Below are 16815 nucleotides of genomic sequence, written 5' to 3'. Positions count from 1 at the left end.
TTTCTTTATGGCTGGCCGACATGGTTTCGCCATGGCGACGCGAACTGCGACCGACGGCGGCGCTCGTTCGACGTTTCGAAGACCCTCCTCGCCCGTCGCGTACATCGCGGTCCTCGCGGCCCTGGTCTCCGCGGGGATCCACCTGTTTCTCGCGCCGCAGGTGATCGGGTTCAGCCGCACGACCGGGATCCTGTTCTATCTGAACGGGGCGGGCTATCTCGGCGGGATCGCCCTGTTCTTCACGCGGTACTGGCGCCGGGAGCTGTACCTCGTGGCGGGCGCGTACGCGCTCGCGACGTTCGTCGCGTTCTTCGCGTTCGGCGGGCAGGTGAACCCCCTCTCGATCGCCTCCAAGGTCGCCGAGGTGATCCTGGCCGCCGCGGCGATCGGGCTCTACCGGACCGAATCGTGATCCCGTCCGCCGTTCGAACCGAAAACCAACGGATTGATATGCGACCCCTCGAGAATGTGACTAAGTAGTTAGTCAGTCGATGATCGCCGCACAGTCCTCCGACCGTTCGCCCCGGATCGCCGACGCATCGCCGTCGCCGGTCCCGACTCACGTCCCCCCCGTCACCAACGAATGAGAGACACTCCATCCTCCGGTGTTCGCCCATGAGACAGAATCGCCCGCCAACGCTCGTCGTCGCCCTCGTCGTCGTTCTCGTCGGGTCCGTCGTCGTCGGTCCCGCCCTCGCCGGCGTTCCCGGCGGCGTCGCCGCACAGACACAGCAGTCCGGGGAGGTGATCGGCCAGCCCGACATCACCTTCGCGACGGCCTCCGGCGAGGTTCCCGCCGGCTCCCTCGGTGAACTCTCCATCGCGATCACGAACCGCGGGAGGATCGACAAGGGCGGTCCCGCCCAGTACGAGGAGCGCGTCACCACCGCCCGCGGGATGACCATGGAACTCGACGACTCGAACGTCCCGATCGACGTCCGAACCGGCCAGATCGCGGTCGGGAATCTGCCGACCGGCTCCTCGGAAATGACCGTCCCGATCACGATCGCGGAAGGGGCCGAACCGGGCACCTACCGGATCCCGATCGAGTACGAGTACCAGTTCACCCGCCTCGTCGATTACGACGCCTACGGCACGGACTACGGGGAGTTCACGCGCTCGCGGACCGGATCGATCACGGTCGAAGTCACCGAGGACGCCCGCTTCGAGGTCGTCGACACGAACGCGACGGCGCAGATCGGCGACGAGAGCGACGTCTCCATGACCCTTCGCAACGTCGGCTCGGAGCCGGCCGGCGACGCGAGCGTCGTCGCCGAGTCGAGAAGCGGCGCGTTGACCTTCGAGTCCGGCGACACGAGCTCGACCGCGTTCGTCGGCGAGTGGGAGCCGGGCGAGACGCGCACGATCAACTACAGCGTGGCGCTCGCCTCCGACGCCGCCCGCCGAGGATACACGGTCGACCTCTCCGTGAACTACGAGGACACCGACGGGATCAACACGACCTCCAGACCGATGACGGCCGGGATCGCGACCGCCCCCGAGCAGTCGTTCGACCTCCAGGACGTCTCCTCGTCGCTTCGGGCCGGCGAAGATGGCGAGATCGAGGGAACCGTCACGAACGTCGGCCCCCAGAGGGCGGACAGCGTCGTCGTTCGATACGCCGACGACTCCTCGAGCGTCGTCCCCATAGAGGAGTCGGCCGCCGTGGGGTCGCTCGATCCGGGCGAGTCCGCGTCCTTCACGCTCCCGCTCGAGGTGAGCAGCGAGGCGGAGGCGGGCGCGAAGTCGCTCGAGTTCGCCGTCCGCTACCGCAACCAGGACGGGGACCGGCGCGCCTACGAGAAGCTCGACGTGCTCGCGGAGGTCGCACCCGAGCGCGACCAGTTCGACGTCGCGATCGCGAACTCGACGATCGAGTCGGGCGGCTCGCGGACCCTCTCGGTCGAGGTGACGAACAACCTCGACGAGACGGCGAGCGACGTCGAGGCGCGGCTGTTCGCCGACGACCCGCTCGATACGGGCCAGACGGACACCGGGTACGTCCAGTCGATCGAGCCGGGCGAGACGGTCACCGTGACCTTCGAGCTGACCGCGGCCGCCTCCGCGACGCCCGAGAAGACCTACCCGATCTCCTTCGACTTCCGCTACGACGACGCGGACGGAAACAGCCAGCTGTCGAACACGGTTCGGATGCCGATCGACGTGGTCGAGGGTGAGGACGGCGGACTGCCGCTCCCGCTCATCCTGGCGGCGGTCGTCCTGGTGGCGGTGGCGGGAGCGGTCTGGTACCGGAGGCAGTAGCCGATGATCGGCGGCCACTGGCCGACGAGTAACGGCTCTCGAGCGCCCGGAGACGGAGTCGGAGGTCCACGTTCATGACTCTCGGCGATCGGATCGAGGCGGCGACGAGACGGCTCAACGACACGATCGTCGACAGCCCGCGGACCGTGGTGATCGCCTTCCTCGTCCTCACCGTCGTGTTCATGGGCGGGTTCGGGCTCATCAGCACCGAGACGGACTCCACCGAGGGGTTCACCGAGGACCTCCCCGAACAGCAGGCGCTCGACGCGGTCAACGAGGAGTTCGAGGACCCATTCACCCCCGAGAGCGAGTCGACACAGCTGATCCACACGGGCGACAACGTCCTCACGAAGCGGGCGCTCGTGCGCAACCTCCGGGTCATAGAGCGCGTCGAAAAGCGCGAGGACCTCCGGATGGAGTCCGCGAGCGGCCCCGCGCCGATCGTCGCACAGGCCATCGATCCCTCCGCGACGACGGCGGCCGAACAGCGGCGCGTCGTCGAGGGGTCCACGCCGACGGAGATCCGTCGGACGGTGCGGCGACTGGCGGCGGAGAACCCCGCGTTTTCGAGAACCCTCTCGGAGGACTTCAATCCGAGCGATCCCTCCGCCTCGGCGTCGATCACCGTCGTCTCCCACGACGTTCCGAGCGGGTTCTCCTCCGGGGACCTAACCGACGTTCAGACGGACGTCCAGTCGATCGCGAGCGACGAGCCGGGCGACATCCGGGCGTTCGGTTCGGGGATCACGAACGCGGAGATGGGCAACGTCATCGGCGACTCGCTCACCATCGTGATGCCCGTCGTCGTCGTCCTGCTGTTGGGCTTCCTGACGGTCGCCTACCGCGATCCGATCGACCTCGCGCTCGGGCTGTTGGCGCTTTTGATGACGGTCGTCTGGACGTTCGGCTTCCTCGGCTACTCCGGCATCCCGTTCAACCAGCAGATGATCTCCGTGCCGGTGTTGCTGCTCGCGGTCGGGGTGGACTTCGGGATCCACATCATCAACCGCTACCGCGAGGAGACGGTCCAGGGGTTCGAGGCGACCGAGGCGATGCGCGAGGCGAACAACCAGCTCATGATCGCCTTCGTCATCGTCACGGTGACGACCGTCTTCGGGTTCGGGGCCAACGTGATCTCGGATCTCACCCCGATCCGGAACATGGGGATCGCCTCGGCGATCGGGATCGTCTTCACGTTCCTCATCTTCGGGCTCTTCCTCCCCGCCGCGAAGCTGGAGGTCGACCGGCTGCGCGCCGACTTCGGCGTTCCCGAGTTCAACTCCAAGCCGATCGCCTCCGAGGAGTCCGCGCTCGGCCGGGCGCTCGCGTTCCCCGCCGTCGTGAGCCGGTACGCGCCGGTCGTGTTCGTGATCGCGCTGCTCCTCTCCGGCGGCGTCGCGGCCGCCTACGGCAGCGGCGTCGACACCTCCTTCGAGACGGAGGACTTCCTGCCGCCGGAGGAACAGCCCGGCTACGTGACCGTCCTCCCGGAGCCGTTCGCGCCCGGCGAGTACACCGTCACGGAGACGATCAACCTCCTCGAGGACCGGTTCGCGACCAACCAGGACCAGTCGGTGAAGCTGTACGTCGAGGGCAACTTCGAGGAGGGCCACGCCCTCGAGGCGCTTTCGGCCCCGAACGAGGACCCGCCCGACTCGCTCGCGGTCGGTTCCGGCGGCGGCGCACGGCCGCAGAGCATCGTCACGGTGATCGATTCCCACGCCGAACGGGACCCGGAGTTCGCGGCGCTCGTCGCCCGAAACGACCGTGATGGGGACGGAATTCCCGACCAGAACCTCGAGCGGATCTACGACGAGCTGTTCGCATCCCCGGCGGGCGACCGGGCCGAGCGGTACCTGACGGAGGACCGCCGCAGCGCGCAGGTCGACTACGCCATCGAGTCGGACGCCTCCCAGGACGAGGCCGCCGCCGACACCCGGGAGTTCGCCGAGGAGTTCCGGTATTCGGCCACGGCGACCGGCTCCATCGTCGTCTTCGACGCCGTCACCGACCTCATCTTCACCTCCGCGATCGAGGGGATGATCCTGGCCGTCGGGCTCACGGGCGTCTTCCTCGTGATCGCCTACGGGGTTCTGGAGGGCAAGCCGATGCTCGGGATCGTCAACGTCTTCCCCATCCTGATCGCGATCGCCTACCTGATCGGGACGATGCGATATCTCGGCATGTCGCTGAACGCGCTCACGGCGACGATCCTCTCCATCTCCATCGGACTGGGGATCGCCTACTCCGTCCACACCACCCACCGGTTCATCGACGAGTACAACGCCGGCGCCGGCGCCCACGAGGCGATGGTGATCACGCTCTCGGGAACCGGCGGCGCGCTCCTGGGCAGCATGCTCACCACCTCGCTCGGGACCGGGGCGCTCGCGCTCGCCATCACGCCCGTTCTCGGCGACTTCGGGCTCCTGATGGCGCTGAGCGTGACCTACTCGTTCGTCATGTCCGTCGTCGCCCTCCCCCCCGCGGTGTTGCTGTGGGCCCGCTACGACGAGGCGGGGTCCCTTGCGGGGCTCGCCGGCACGGCGAGCGGGAGTTCATGAGGGGCCACGATCGGACGATCCCCCGTGGTCGCGTCAGGATCGCGGCACCCGGAAGAGGTGGTATGCCCAACTACGCACCGGCTCGTTCGCTCGCCGGTTCGCCGTTCACGAGCGAGTAGTGGACTTGAATGTCGTCGTACTGCGCGACGGGACGCTTCGATCGTCCCTCCGACACCAATTCGATGACGCCGAGTTCGGAGAGTTCCGTGAGGTTTTGATGGACCTGCTTGAAGTCCCGATCCACCAGATCTGCGGCCGCCCGCATGCTCTCCGGCCGGTGCTGGCGGATCGCCCGCAGGAGTTCCAAGTTCGCGGGACTCAGGAGTCGGGCGAGTTCGGCCTCGGATTCGAAGTTGAGGACGTGGACGTGTCCGATCTCCTCTCGGTCGTCGTCGGATTCGGCTGCCCGGATCATCTCTTTGGTTCGTTTTCGGAGTCGATTCTCCGCTCCCACGTAGACGTGGAGCGTTCGATCGTCGGGGGTTTGCTCGAGTTCCGTCATGGTTTGGGTGGCGTCGGTTGGTGGGTTACGACCGGCGTTCGGCGATCTCCTCCTCGAAGCGTTCCACGAGTTCGAGCATTCCGGGAAACTCGATTTCCATCACGTCCTCGGACGTGTGGCGCTCGTGTCCTTTCGTGTCCTCGTGGGAGTTGTCGTATCGGAGTATCGTCTCCCCGTCGAGCGTTCCGAAGTGGAGCGAGTACTTGTAGCCCGACGGGTACGCCGGATCGTCCGTCTCGATGATCGTCTGTCGTTCGACATGGCCCTCGAAGGTGTTCGTGAAGTCCCGGATGGTCCGAGCGTCCATCGACGTATGATGGATCGTTCCACATCACAATAACTCTATGGGGTGAACACCATCATATCGGGTCGATTCACTGCCGGTGGCACGAAGCCGGTTCCGTGGAAACCGCTCTCGGTCCATCGCCCAAAGTATTTACCCCCTCCATCGTTCTTTCCGGGTGAACGCCCCCGTACCCGAGACGGCGGTCCGTCCCGGCCCGGTGTCCGTCCCCTCGAACGTCGCGGATCTCGAGGCGTCGACGACGCCCGGATCGCCGGCCATCGCCCCGTTCCGGTCCAGGCCCTCCCACCTACCGAACGATGACACGCGATACACCCATTCGAACGACGGCGCGGGCGGCCCTCCTCGCGGCGCTTTGCGTTGCGGCCCTCTGCTCGCTCGCGACCGTCCCGGTCGCCGCGACCGGCGGGACCGCGGCGGGTGACGGTGGGATCGCGATCGGAGGTGACGCCGCGTCCGCTGGAGACGTCGCGTCCGCCGAAACCGTGGAGGTCAACGCGACCGGCGCGACCGCCGAGACCGGCCGGACCGTCGATCCGGGTTCGGGGACGGATACGGAATCGACGGAGAACGCGACGATCCGGATAGACGGCGAGGAGCGAACCGGCGGCTGGAGCGAGGCGACCTACGAGGACCCCGCCGGCGACGTCGTCACGCTGACGCTGGACCTCTCGGAGCGAGTCGACGAGGACGGGCCGGGCGACGACTCCCATTCGGACGATGGTGCCGACGCGGACGACGCCGGCGCCGGCGACGACGTTCCCGACCACGCGTACGTCCAGATCGGGAGCGCGGAGGCCGGCTTCATCGACGTGCTCTACCTCGTGGACGCCGACGACGACGGCGAGGTGACCGTCTCCGTGAACACCAGAACCCTCGGGACGAGCGACAGCGTGAGCGCCACGAACGCGGATCTGGTCTACCACTCCCCGGGCGACGAGGTCCGGAGCGCGGTCCACGGGCGGCTTCCCTCCGGCGAGAACGGGCCGACGTTCGTCGGCGCCGACGGCGAGCCACTCCCGGGTTTCGACGCCTACCTCGCGGAGCTGGGGCTGATCGTCTCCGCGGACACCGACCGCGGGATCGACCAGCTCGCCCGCCCGATCCAGCCCGGCACGTACCCGATCGCCGCCGGCACGTCCGGCGAGTTTCGCGTCCTCGAGGCGGGTTCCACCTCGCCGGGCGAGGCCGAGCCGGGAACCTCCGCGATGGCGGCGACGGAGGGCGACGCGGGCGGGACGGACGAGGCGGCCGAGGCGATCACGGAGGCCGCACCGCTCGGCCGTGCGACGATCGACCTCTCCCGGCCGGGGATCGAGGACGTCTCGATCCGGGCCGCGCCGGCCGGCCCCGCCGACGCGGCCGAAAACCGGACGGCGCTCCAGGAGTCGATGGGTCCGCGCGAGTCCGTGGCCGCCGGCGACCGACTGGTGATCGAGGCGGAGGCGACCGGGATCTACGGACACCTGGTCGCGATCGAGGGCGACTTCGCGTCGCTTGAGGAGGGCTTCTCCCCGAACACCCTCGCGGAACTCGAGACGCGCACGGGCGAGGGCGTACGCTTCGCGGTCGAGGCCGAGAGCGGGCCGGTGTTGCAGGGTCCGGGCCCGAGCGGGAGCGTGGACTCGCCCTTCGAGGTGCTCGACCTCTCCGAGGTCGACCCCGAGACGGTCGCGGTCTACGCCGACGAGGAGGCGGGCGAGCTGTACGTGGTCGTGGACACGCGCGAGGTCGACGCCTTCGATCCGGGGACGGGCGACGGCGGACGCGACTTCTCGGCGTCGATGGACTACGAGAGCGACCCGGAGGAACCGTTCCTGTTCGACCGCGAGGACCGCCACATCCAGACGTTCTACCGCGGACTGCTGGGCGGCGCCGGCGGCGATCCGGGCCAGCCCGCCTTCCCGTACCTCGATCCCGGCGAGAACGCCACCGGCGAGACGAACTTCTCCGTTGCACCCCCCCACGCGAGCTTCGAGGCGATAGGGGACGAAGCGGGCGGCGGTGACGGTACGGGAGGTGGAGACGCCGGCGAGGACGGCCAGGGGACCCTTCGGCTGCGGAGCGACCGGCCGGTCCGGGTCGCCGGGGAGACGAACCTGGCGCCGGGAACGGAGGCGACCCTGCGGGTGGCCTCCGGCGAGACCGCCTCGCTGTCGTACGTCCAACTCGCGACCGTCGAGGTGGGGACGGACGGGAGCTTCGCCGGGACGTTCAACCTCACGGAGGCGTCCCCCGGCGACACCGCCGAGGTGAGCTTCGAGACCGAGGCCGAGGGAGCCATCGCGACGGCGAACGCGACGATCGTCGGTCCCGGAGCCCCGACGACCGCCGGGACGCCCCGGAGCGACCTCCCCACGTTCACCGAGGATCCCCCATCGGACCTCGTCGAGGAGACGCCCGGGTTCGGCGTCGGCGCCGCGATCGTGGGGCTCGTGGTCTCGATCGCTGTCGCGGTCGGGATTCGACGCCACGGCGGGGCGTGAGGTCGGTTCGGGCGTTCACGCGTTCGCGCGTTCGAGCGAGTGTGGGATCGCGACTCAGCGCGTGTTCGACGAGGTCCCGATTCCCCACCCGCGTAACCTTCAAGCCGGATAGTATACGACGTATACGCATGGGTACTCGAAACGTCCGGCTCGACGAGGACGTCTACGAGCGCATCAGGAGCGAGAAGCGACCGGACGAGACGTTTTCCGAGGCGATCGACCGCCTCATCGGGGGCGCATCGCTGCTCGATCTGGTCGGGATCCTCTCGGATGAGGAGGCGGACGAGTTCCGTCGGGCCATCGAGGAGTCCGACGACGCCGGCACGCGGGAGGTCGACGAGCTGGTCGAGCGGTTCGGCGGTGACGATGATCCTTGACACCTCGTTTCTCATCGATCTGATGGACGGCGACGAGGCGGCGATCGAGGCCGCCCGTGAGATCGAGGACGCCAACGTCCCCCAGAAGATCCCCGCACAGGTCGTCTACGAGCTGTACGTCGGGGTCGGCTACGTCGAGGACACGTTTCGCGAGATCGAAGCGATCCGCTCCGTGTTGGATTCGCGGCCGATCGTCGCCGTCACCGAGGACGTCGCGAAACACGCCGGCCGGATCGACGGACGGCTTCGCCGTGACGGCAACCGTATCGGCCAGGGTGACGTCAGGATCGCCGCGACGGCGATCCGTCACGACGAACCGGTCGTCACCGGGAATCCGACGGACTTCGCTCCGATCCCGGACGTCGAGATCCGCGAGTACTGAGACGTCGAGCGTCGCGTAGAGGTCCTGCAGTCACTTCGAGGTCAGGTATTCGTCATCCTCGCTGTAACGGGCGTCGTCGGCCTCGGTCTCGTCGACCGGATCGCAAGCATCTCACCCGACTTCGAATGGTGACGGTCTCGTCCTTGACACGTCCATGCTCCTGTTCAACGATGGTTCCGGCCCTCAGGAGTCTCCGGCAATGTGGTCGTGATCCGCCGCGGCGTCGGTTGGTTCACCGACGTCGACCGGGTCCAACCGTGAAAACGCGCCGTAGCGTTGTTCGACGAGTTCGACCGAGATCGCCCCCTCCTCGTCGACGTGCCAGCGGAGTTTGTCGCCCGGTTCGACGCCCGCCTTTCAACGTATTGCTGCCGGGATCGTGACCGAGTAGCTCTCGGTCACCGTCGTTTCGTCCTCGATCTCGTGAGCCACTCTTGAACGTACGTGGAACGCACCAAAACAATTTGCCCGCAAATCCCCTACACGAACACGCGTTCACCGTCGCAATTCGTCGATGAGCACGGAGGCGGCTTCGTCGACGATTCCGTGTTCGATCCGTCCCTGCCAGCGTTCGATGTCCTCGGGGACGATGGACTGGACGCCCCAGGGAACGATACGACTTCGTCGAGGCGTACCTCCGCGGATCCAACCCGTCTCGGGGATCTCGACCACTCCCTCCATCCACGACTTCGTCGTGAGCGTACATGCGAGGTATTGGTCGCCGTGAAACGGATGGTCCTCGTGGTTCGACACGATCAGCCACGGTCTGGACGTCTCGCCGGGCTTGAACGGATCGGTTCCGTACACGACGTCTCCCCGCTCAAAGATCGGTTGCGCGTCGTCGTCACTCACTGCTCGTCTCCCGGCTCGGATGCGGATCCTCCGGCGCGTGCTCGCGCCACTCGTCCTCGTCCTCCTCGCCGAGCGTCTCGTTGAACAGCGCGGTCGCACGCTCGTAGCCACCGTACGCGTCGAGACGCGTCTCGTCGTCGGTGATGGCCCAGTAGGTCGCCTTGTGTTCGACGAGGTCCCGGTCCTTCAACCGCGTGAGGGCGGTGCTGACGGCACCCTCGTCGAGACCGGTGCGGGAGGCGATCTCCCGGGCCTTGAACGCCCGATCGTCGTGGCTCGCGAGGAACCCGAGCACTCGATCCGGGGCGGACAGCTCCGCGAGTTCGGCCTCGTCCGCGTTCCGAAACGTCTCCCTGTCGATCGACATTCTCGATCGACCATTGTGCAGCCATCGATATAGACGTTCGTACTGAAAGCTTCGTACCATCTGAAAGATCGGTCCGTTGTTCGGTTCGACTGTGACTGTGCTCCTCGACTCCTCGTTCCGCATCGATCTGATGGACGGCAGCGAGGAGGCGATCGATGTCGCCCGAGCGATCGAGGATTCGTCACTCTCGCTCGTAGAGGGTATCGTCGATCTCGGTCTCGTCGACCGGATCCTCGGGCGAGAGGAGCGGATCGCCGGTGAAGAGCGGGTCGTCTTCCGGCAGTTCAGACGCGTCCTCACCGCCGTCGGTCACGGGCTCGCCGGCACGGGCGTTCAGGTGCGCTTCGGCATCGTAGTCGCTCGGATCGCCGCCGAGATCCTCCGCGAGCGCCCCCCGGATTTCCTCACGCTGTTGGTCCATCCCCTCGCGGAGCGCGTCGATCTCGTCCTCGCTCACCGGTTTTTGATCTCGTGTCATCGTTCGACCTCCTTCCGTCGGAATTGGGGACGTGGCGATCGCCTTGGTTCTCGAGGCGGCTGAATTGCGGGATTACTCCTGGAGGTGGGCGACGGGCCGAGTTCCCGGGCGTGTTCGCTCTCGTCGATGTCGTACCGCTCTTCTATCGAGCGAAGTCGTTCCTGGAACGTCTTCATTGGGGTCTTCGATTGCTTTGGCGGATGACAACTACGGACTTTCCGAGTATAGTCCGTTCCTCGTGTCGATCCTTTGAGGGCGGGCTCAATCGTTGTAGTAACTATAGAGATCGGCGTACTGTTTCCATGTGGAGAGGAGATACTGTTTCATCCGCGAGTACGGCCACTCGTCCGTCAGCACCTCCTTTTTGTCCGGTATAGAGTTCTCCGGGAGATATTCCTTGTCGATATGGGGATCTTGACCGTGCGCCGTGTCAAGACGAACGATCTCTTGATTGCTGTGATCGATCCGCTTGCGCGCCACTGAGACTCCCCATGCACTGGCGTCAGCGTCCGGATCGTAGTTCTCACCATCGACTGGTTCCGGAACGACGAACCCACAGAGGTAGTACTCGTCACCTCGATACTCGCCGAGATCGATGAACTCCAACCTATACACCTTCGATCACCGTCGCCGCCGACCCAATCGTTCCCTTGTTCATGGTTGTGGTGTCTGCTGTCCGACCTCGCACACACGCGCACGAACTGGTGTCTGAGAATACCTCCGGGGTATCTCTCACCAATACCGTCCCGTGAGCCACGACGGGAGAGAGGCGTATACAGACTGCAGACCGATTCCATTCCCTGTTTGTCCCATGCATTACAAACGGGTTCCGATATTTGGTATCGATGGATAGCGATCTCACACCATTGGAGACTTCGTGACCGATGGAGCTTTATCGTTGCAGACTTAACAACGATTAGGTGACGATCGAATGAGCGACCATCAACAGCGGCCGCCCGAGCCGTCACCGGAACGCTTCGATCCGGACGAGGCGGAGGTCGATCCCGAGGTGGAGTTCCGGGCGGCGTTCAGCGAGGCGGTCACCCAACACGGGTTCCCCGACACGCTCGTCCTGGCTCGCGAGCACGCGGGTGCAGTGTTCACCGATCGGCGGCTGCGGATCGTCGATCATCTCGCGGAGCACGATCCCGCCTCGGTTCGTGGGTTGGCGCGCGAGTTGAACGAGGACAAGGGGGTCATCAGTCGCGATCTCGAGGCCCTCGCACGGCTCGACGTCGTCGAATACGTTGCCGACGGGCGGGCGAAAGCCCCGCGTCTCAAACACGCCCACGTCGTCGTTGAGCCCGTGGTGTGAGCACCGGAGGGCGGCCATTCACCGGTGCGTGGTGATCGCCAGGCAAACACGCGGATCACTATTCGCATTTTCGGCCCCAAGTCCACCCTCCCAATGGCTCCCTGACTGCGACGTCACTCGGCAAGCAGGTCGAGGATCTCTCGTTCCTCCTCGATGATCCGATCGACGCGTTCGAGGAACTCCTCGTCGAGTTCGTCGTCGGTGTTGCGGTTCCGGCCCATTGTGGTGTCGTCGACGTCGATCGAGTTGAATCTTTCTCAGACCTCTTGACCGCCTTAGTCTTCGATTAGATCACGGAACCCCCACGGGATCTCGCCTCCATTCCTATCGAGGTATGTCACAGCTTGCTTGACATCGGCTAGCTGGACGTTTTCACGGGCTCCTCCCTTTATTTGAATGATCGAGGCCTCGCTTTTCGGAATCATTTCGTCTTTAAGTAGACTTCTCGCTTTCCCCTGATCACTGTCACGTACTGAATGGTTGACAAGCTGATCAATAGATATGTTGTTAGAGCCGGTTACTCGCTTGTTCACCAACGTTTCAACGAGCTGATTTTTAACGTCTTATTCACCCATTATATCACATATCCTATGTTGAGATAGCTTAAGACTTACCATTTATTCTGACATATCTGTGTTGCTGGAGATTCACTTGTATATCTAATTCGGAATGTTAATGTGGATCGGCTCTGTACCCTATCGTAGCCATGGAGTCAATCGCAACCGATCCCGGTGACCGATCACTCGCTCACGAGGGTGGCTTGGCGAGGGTGTTCGACTCGCCCGCCCGGAGTCGAATCCTCGACGCCTTCGTCGAGAACTCGGATCGGCAACTCAACGTGAGTGACGTCGCGCGGTTGAGCGACACCTCCCGGAGCACGGTCTACGATCACCTCGAGGTGCTCACGGAGCTACGGATCGTCCAACCGATCGACGAGGGGACGACCCGATACACGCTCAACGAGGATGACGAGATCGCCGTCCTCCTCGACAAGCTGCAGGGCATGATGGTCAGGCGCCTCCTCGACGTCGAACAGGACGTCGAGTGGTGATCGCTCCATAGTACACACATGCCGCCGTTTCGATCCGGATCGAACGACCCGGAGACCCACACGCTGTTCGACCGAATGCGCGAATTCGTCTTCGACCATTTGTCGTCGACCGATCTCGAGGAGCTGCGCGAACGAGCCGCGACGGGAACACCGATCTCGGATCTCGTCGCGGACGACCGAGCGAACGCCCGTAGCGCGCTCGCTCGATCCTTCGGCCCTCTCGTCGATGCGGCCCTCTCGTCCGCTCAGTAATCTCGGCCTACCGACGTTCGCCGGTCCGATCCTCCCTCCATCGAGTCCGATTCGACCCGCTACCACTCCTCACCACGCACGCGCGCCCGAGCGCCGACCCACGGCGCCCGACCATCTACACCCACTCCGCCCAGTACCGACCTGCCCACCAACCTGTCCACACACCCATCCACCACGCTCGTCCGTCCACCCGAACCACCGATCGGATCGCCCGCCTGCTCGCCCGTCACCGACCATCATCCACCTGCTCGCCGGCGTCGATCGACGCTCACGCACACATCCATCACGCACACGCCCGGAGTCTGACGGTAGTCTGACACGCGTTGCGTTCGACGTTCGTCGGACGCCGTCGATCGACGTCCGTGGGCGGTCGAAACGCTCTCGATCCGAAACACGTCAAACCGCCCCGATTCGCCCGAGAAACCGGCGATTCGACGCGACGTCGATCCGGATTATGCGGCGGTTATCACCCCCTCAAACCGGCACCCGGCGTATGTGAACGTCTACCTAACAGATACACAAAGTACTTAATGGCGGTCGGTATAATTGGGCGTGTTGACCGTCCGGAAGACGAGCGGCGTCTCTCCGGAGGTCCATGCGAAGCAGAAACCTAACTATGACAAACGAAACAAACTATCGCTCAAAGGGGCGCGCGGTGTTCCTGGCGGTGATCATGGTTGTATCCATGATTGCGTCGGGTGCAGCGATCGCTGCCGCTGATGAGCGTGGTCAATACGCCAACTCTGATGCTCGAGATGATTGGAGCACCAGTGATGGCGAAGGTATTGTTGGTAACGGCGCAACTGTCTATCAGGGTGAAGATGGGATCGTCTTCAACGCGTCCACTGACGCGAACGATGAAGTTGATCCAACTAGCCTAGAACGAACGGCTGGCGCATCTGAGGGAGAGCCCCTGGAGATGCCGATCCCCGAAGATCAGCCAACTGGTTCTTATTCGAACCAGTCCACTCCCGGTTCTGATGCGTTTAATGTCTCCGTCGCGACCCCACGCGTAACCACTCTCGAAGTCCTGAATAACGGTGGTGCGGATGTCTCTGGAGGCATCCTCACTTCCGATCAGGACCAAGCGGCGGTTGACATTGAATACAACTACGAAGACGCAGAAGACATCGAACTGACCGTCGAAGATGAGGATGGTATCGATGTCACCAACGAGATCGTTGATGATTCCGGTGGTGCCACCCAAAACGGCGACGGTACGATATCCATTGACCCGTCCGCCGTCGACGAGGGAGAGTACACCTTCACCGTTGGAGGTGTCGACGACCTCGACTGGGGTGACGCGAGTGACTCGGTGACGGTTACGATCTCCTCAGATGAGACTGCTTCCCTGAGCCTCGAAAGTGACGAGGTCACCCAGGGTGAGAATCTGCAGTACACGGTCGAAAACAGTCCGGAAGGTAACTACCACGCAGTCGTGATCGAGAGTGGTGAGTTCCGTGACGGTATCTCCGGTGAAAACGCGTCGAACATCATGCGGAACGTCGGTGACACCGTAGAGACCGGTGTCTTTGCGGCTGGAGATACCAATGACACCGCAGATGGTGACATCTATAACGGCTCGCAACCCGACAATACCATTCTAGAGAATGGAAGCGACTACGATTACGCCTACGCGATCGTCGAGATCGATGGTGGCAATGGTGTTGGATCCGTCGAGACGCAGTTCCTCGATGATTCCTCGGTTGACATCGACCTGTATCAGGCGAACGGCACGGCAGCGACTCCGTACTTCGATGGTGGTCCGCTGACGCACGATGTGACCAACGATACCGTTGCCGAGACTGATGACGACCAGTCCTTCGACGTCAACGAGGGAGACGTCTCGCTTGACAGCCCGACCGGTGCCTACGTCGTCGGCTCTGAGGTCGACGTGAATGGTACCGCCGCAGAGGGAATCGATGATGTCGCGATCTACGTCCGCGACAACAACGACTTCGAACACGTCACGATCGATGGCGAGGACACGATTACCGTCGATGGTGACGACACCTTCGAGGAGGAGGACGTTGTCTTCTCCGACGGCAGCGATCTGCTTGAACTTCCGGGCACCTACCGCCTCGGAGTCATCGACGCTCAGGATGCCGACGCAAACGATGACGATTCGCTCGATGATACGCTGTCTACCTCCGACTTTAACAGCGGAGTCAGCAGTACGTCCTCGATCACGGTGACCGACACCGAGCTTGACGGGTCGTTCGTCACCTACAACGGTCAGATCGCCACGGACGATCAGGTGATCGACGTTGAGGGTACGGCACCCGGCAAGGACGAACTCGTCGTAGCCTTCGTTGACTCACGTGGTAACGCGGCAGCTTACGACATCTCTGTCGATAGCGACGGGACCTTCGACGAGGAGGAACTTAGCCTAAGTGACCTCCGTCAGGGAAGTACGTCCGCTCACATCATCTCGTCCGGTCGAGATGGTACATTCGGTGACGATGTAGCTGATTCAGCTAGCGGCTTCGTTGACGAGATTCAGACCTACGATAGTGGTTCCAGCACGGGCGATCAGGTCCGTGACCGGATCCTCGCCAACTCCGTTGACGACACGGCGAGCGACGACCTGATCGTCACTGAGACCTTCCGCTACGCGGACGGTCTCACGACGATCGAGTCCGCCACCGACCCGGCCGAAACCGGTGGCACGCTTGAGATCGAGGGTCAGACCAACCGTCGGCCCGACGACAACACGATCACCGTCGAACTCCTCGACGAGAACGACGACTCCGTGACCATCGAGAGCACGGACGAGTGGGAGACTGACGGTCAGTGGTCCGTCGAGATCGACCTCTCCGAGAACGATGTCGAGCCCGGTGACTACACGGTCGAGTCCGACGACGGCGACAACACCGATCGCATAGACATCGAGGTTGTCGACGAGATCGAGACCGAGGAACCGACCGAAGAGCCGACTGAGGAGCCCACGGAGGAGGCCACCGAGGAACCGACCGAGGAACCCACGGAGGAGCCCACCGAGGAACCGACCGAGGAGCCGACCGACACCGAGACGACTGAGGAAGAGACGCCCGGCTTCGGTGCCGTCGTCGCCCTCGTCGCCCTCGTCGCGGCCGCACTCCTCGCAGTCCGGCGTCGTCCCTAACTCGGACGACTAACCACTGACTCGAGAGAGTCAGCCCCGATTTCCACCTTCTTTATCGCGCCACCCCGACCAGCGACGGCGCTCGCGTTCGATCGTCGCCGACGCTGACTCGTGATCATTAACGTCGAGTCGTGAGCGTGGTCAAATCGCGATCGTGGTCACACCCTGATCGTCGTCGAACCCCGATCGCCACTCGTACCCGACCGAACGTAACCGAAATCGATCCCTCCGAGAAGTCTACCGCTCCGGCGATCGACGTGACGTGATCCCACCAACACGACGCAGTCTCACGGATTTCGCCAACGACGAGACAGCGTCGTCGACGCCGCCACACGAACTGTTACAACCTCTGTAACCACTTACGACATCGAACACAGGCTACCGCGGATACATATAGGACCCGTCGGCGCCATCGGTCAAACACGGGTCGCCACGACGACTCGTGTACCCCGCGACGACGGCCCTCCAGGCCGGTTCCCGTTCGCACCTCACCTCTTTCGGC

General features: G+C 64.1%; 16 protein-coding genes and 1 pseudogene. 10 read left to right on the top strand and 7 right to left on the bottom strand.

All coding sequences use genetic code 11. The features are described 5' to 3' along the window. Positions 1-31 precede the first annotated feature (31 nt). From ACFQE9_RS00930 to ACFQE9_RS00920, 3 genes are all read left to right on the top strand, one after another. The gene (locus tag ACFQE9_RS00930) at positions 32-412 is read left to right on the top strand and encodes a DUF7475 family protein (RefSeq protein ID WP_379739091.1); all 381 of its coding nucleotides are present in this window, start codon (positions 32-34) and stop codon (positions 410-412) included. A gap of 203 nt (positions 413-615) precedes the next feature. After that, positions 616-2262, top strand: a complete 1647-nt coding sequence (locus ACFQE9_RS00925) for a COG1361 S-layer family protein (protein WP_379739088.1) — start codon at positions 616-618, stop codon at positions 2260-2262. A 74-nt stretch (positions 2263-2336) separates the two neighbouring features. Further along, positions 2337-4823, top strand: coding sequence for an efflux RND transporter permease subunit (locus tag ACFQE9_RS00920; protein ID WP_379739085.1), 2487 nt, complete (start codon positions 2337-2339; stop codon positions 4821-4823). A 70-nt stretch (positions 4824-4893) separates the two neighbouring features. Here the strand turns inward: ACFQE9_RS00920 and ACFQE9_RS00915 are convergent, their stop codons facing one another. Continuing rightward, on the bottom strand, positions 4894-5325 hold the full coding sequence (locus tag ACFQE9_RS00915; RefSeq protein ID WP_379739082.1) for an HVO_A0114 family putative DNA-binding protein: 432 nt from the start codon (positions 5323-5325) through the stop codon (positions 4894-4896). A gap of 25 nt (positions 5326-5350) precedes the next feature. Beyond that, entirely contained in the window at positions 5351-5632 is a 282-nt protein-coding gene (locus tag ACFQE9_RS00910) for a toxin-antitoxin system TumE family protein (RefSeq protein ID WP_379739079.1), read from the bottom strand. A 296-nt stretch (positions 5633-5928) separates the two neighbouring features. On the opposite strand from ACFQE9_RS00910, the gene ACFQE9_RS00905 reads away from it, so the two are divergent. From ACFQE9_RS00905 to ACFQE9_RS00895, 3 genes are all read left to right on the top strand, one after another. Beyond that, positions 5929-8115 carry a BGTF surface domain-containing protein gene (locus ACFQE9_RS00905; protein ID WP_379739076.1) on the top strand — a complete coding sequence of 729 codons (2187 nt, stop codon included), beginning with the start codon at positions 5929-5931 and terminating at the stop codon, positions 8113-8115. 128 nt (positions 8116-8243) lie between these two features. Then, positions 8244-8492 (top strand): antitoxin VapB family protein, encoded by a 249-nt coding sequence (locus ACFQE9_RS00900; protein WP_379739073.1) that lies wholly within the window; start codon positions 8244-8246, stop codon positions 8490-8492. Next, complete coding sequence (locus ACFQE9_RS00895; protein ID WP_379739070.1) at positions 8482-8874, top strand: type II toxin-antitoxin system VapC family toxin; 393 nt, start codon at positions 8482-8484, stop codon at positions 8872-8874. Before ACFQE9_RS00900 ends, ACFQE9_RS00895 begins: the two co-directional genes overlap by 11 nt. Positions 8875-9057: 183 nt before the next feature. Here ACFQE9_RS00895 and ACFQE9_RS00890 read toward each other — a convergent pair. The 5 genes and pseudogenes from ACFQE9_RS00890 to ACFQE9_RS00870 form a co-directional block, all read right to left on the bottom strand. Next, positions 9058-9306 (bottom strand): annotated as a pseudogene (locus ACFQE9_RS00890) (AbrB/MazE/SpoVT family DNA-binding domain-containing protein). Between the two features lie 63 nt (positions 9307-9369). Beyond that, positions 9370-9726: a type II toxin-antitoxin system PemK/MazF family toxin gene (locus ACFQE9_RS00885; RefSeq protein WP_379739067.1), complete on the bottom strand. Its 357-nt coding sequence runs from the start codon at positions 9724-9726 to the stop codon at positions 9370-9372. Further along, positions 9719-10093 (bottom strand): MarR family transcriptional regulator, encoded by a 375-nt coding sequence (locus ACFQE9_RS00880; RefSeq protein WP_379739064.1) that lies wholly within the window; start codon positions 10091-10093, stop codon positions 9719-9721. The genes ACFQE9_RS00885 and ACFQE9_RS00880 overlap by 8 nt, the downstream gene beginning before the upstream one ends. A 181-nt stretch (positions 10094-10274) precedes the next feature. Continuing rightward, a complete protein-coding gene (locus tag ACFQE9_RS00875; RefSeq protein ID WP_379739062.1) occupies positions 10275-10571 on the bottom strand; it encodes a hypothetical protein in 297 nt (98 codons plus the stop codon). 261 nt (positions 10572-10832) lie between these two features. Beyond that, positions 10833-11186 (bottom strand): hypothetical protein, encoded by a 354-nt coding sequence (locus ACFQE9_RS00870; protein ID WP_379739059.1) that lies wholly within the window; start codon positions 11184-11186, stop codon positions 10833-10835. Positions 11187-11502: 316 nt separating this feature from the next. Here ACFQE9_RS00870 and ACFQE9_RS00865 point away from each other — a divergent pair, with 316 nt between their 5' ends. From ACFQE9_RS00865 to csg, 4 genes are all read left to right on the top strand, one after another. Beyond that, positions 11503-11886: an HVO_A0114 family putative DNA-binding protein gene (locus ACFQE9_RS00865; protein ID WP_379739056.1), complete on the top strand. Its 384-nt coding sequence runs from the start codon at positions 11503-11505 to the stop codon at positions 11884-11886. A gap of 769 nt (positions 11887-12655) precedes the next feature. Continuing rightward, positions 12656-12937: a winged helix-turn-helix domain-containing protein gene (locus tag ACFQE9_RS00860; RefSeq protein WP_379739054.1), complete on the top strand. Its 282-nt coding sequence runs from the start codon at positions 12656-12658 to the stop codon at positions 12935-12937. An 18-nt stretch (positions 12938-12955) separates the two neighbouring features. Continuing rightward, positions 12956-13189 (top strand): hypothetical protein, encoded by a 234-nt coding sequence (locus tag ACFQE9_RS00855; RefSeq protein WP_379739051.1) that lies wholly within the window; start codon positions 12956-12958, stop codon positions 13187-13189. Positions 13190-13805: 616 nt separating this feature from the next. Next, the gene (csg, locus tag ACFQE9_RS00850) at positions 13806-16313 is read left to right on the top strand and encodes an HVO_2072 family ArtA-dependent S-layer glycoprotein (protein ID WP_379739048.1); all 2508 of its coding nucleotides are present in this window, start codon (positions 13806-13808) and stop codon (positions 16311-16313) included. The last annotated feature ends 502 nt before the right edge of the window (positions 16314-16815 follow it).

Source organism: Halopenitus salinus, from assembly GCF_042662125.1.
Lineage (GTDB): Archaea > Halobacteriota > Halobacteria > Halobacteriales > Haloferacaceae > Halopenitus > Halopenitus salinus.
This window is presented reverse-complemented; position numbering and strand designations above follow the sequence as displayed.

Coding starts and splice junctions, on each gene's coding strand:
- ACFQE9_RS00930 (WP_379739091.1), top strand. CDS start 32: ATGGCGACGCGAACTGCGACCGACGGCGGCGCTCGTTCGACGTTTCGA.
- ACFQE9_RS00925 (WP_379739088.1), top strand. CDS start 616: ATGAGACAGAATCGCCCGCCAACGCTCGTCGTCGCCCTCGTCGTCGTT.
- ACFQE9_RS00920 (WP_379739085.1), top strand. CDS start 2,337: ATGACTCTCGGCGATCGGATCGAGGCGGCGACGAGACGGCTCAACGAC.
- ACFQE9_RS00915 (WP_379739082.1), bottom strand. CDS start 5,325: ATGACGGAACTCGAGCAAACCCCCGACGATCGAACGCTCCACGTCTAC.
- ACFQE9_RS00910 (WP_379739079.1), bottom strand. CDS start 5,632: ATGGACGCTCGGACCATCCGGGACTTCACGAACACCTTCGAGGGCCAT.
- ACFQE9_RS00905 (WP_379739076.1), top strand. CDS start 5,929: ATGACACGCGATACACCCATTCGAACGACGGCGCGGGCGGCCCTCCTC.
- ACFQE9_RS00900 (WP_379739073.1), top strand. CDS start 8,244: ATGGGTACTCGAAACGTCCGGCTCGACGAGGACGTCTACGAGCGCATC.
- ACFQE9_RS00895 (WP_379739070.1), top strand. CDS start 8,482: ATGATCCTTGACACCTCGTTTCTCATCGATCTGATGGACGGCGACGAG.
- ACFQE9_RS00880 (WP_379739064.1), bottom strand. CDS start 10,093: ATGTCGATCGACAGGGAGACGTTTCGGAACGCGGACGAGGCCGAACTC.
- ACFQE9_RS00875 (WP_379739062.1), bottom strand. CDS start 10,571: ATGACACGAGATCAAAAACCGGTGAGCGAGGACGAGATCGACGCGCTC.
- ACFQE9_RS00865 (WP_379739056.1), top strand. CDS start 11,503: ATGAGCGACCATCAACAGCGGCCGCCCGAGCCGTCACCGGAACGCTTC.
- ACFQE9_RS00855 (WP_379739051.1), top strand. CDS start 12,956: ATGCCGCCGTTTCGATCCGGATCGAACGACCCGGAGACCCACACGCTG.
- csg (WP_379739048.1), top strand. CDS start 13,806: ATGACAAACGAAACAAACTATCGCTCAAAGGGGCGCGCGGTGTTCCTG.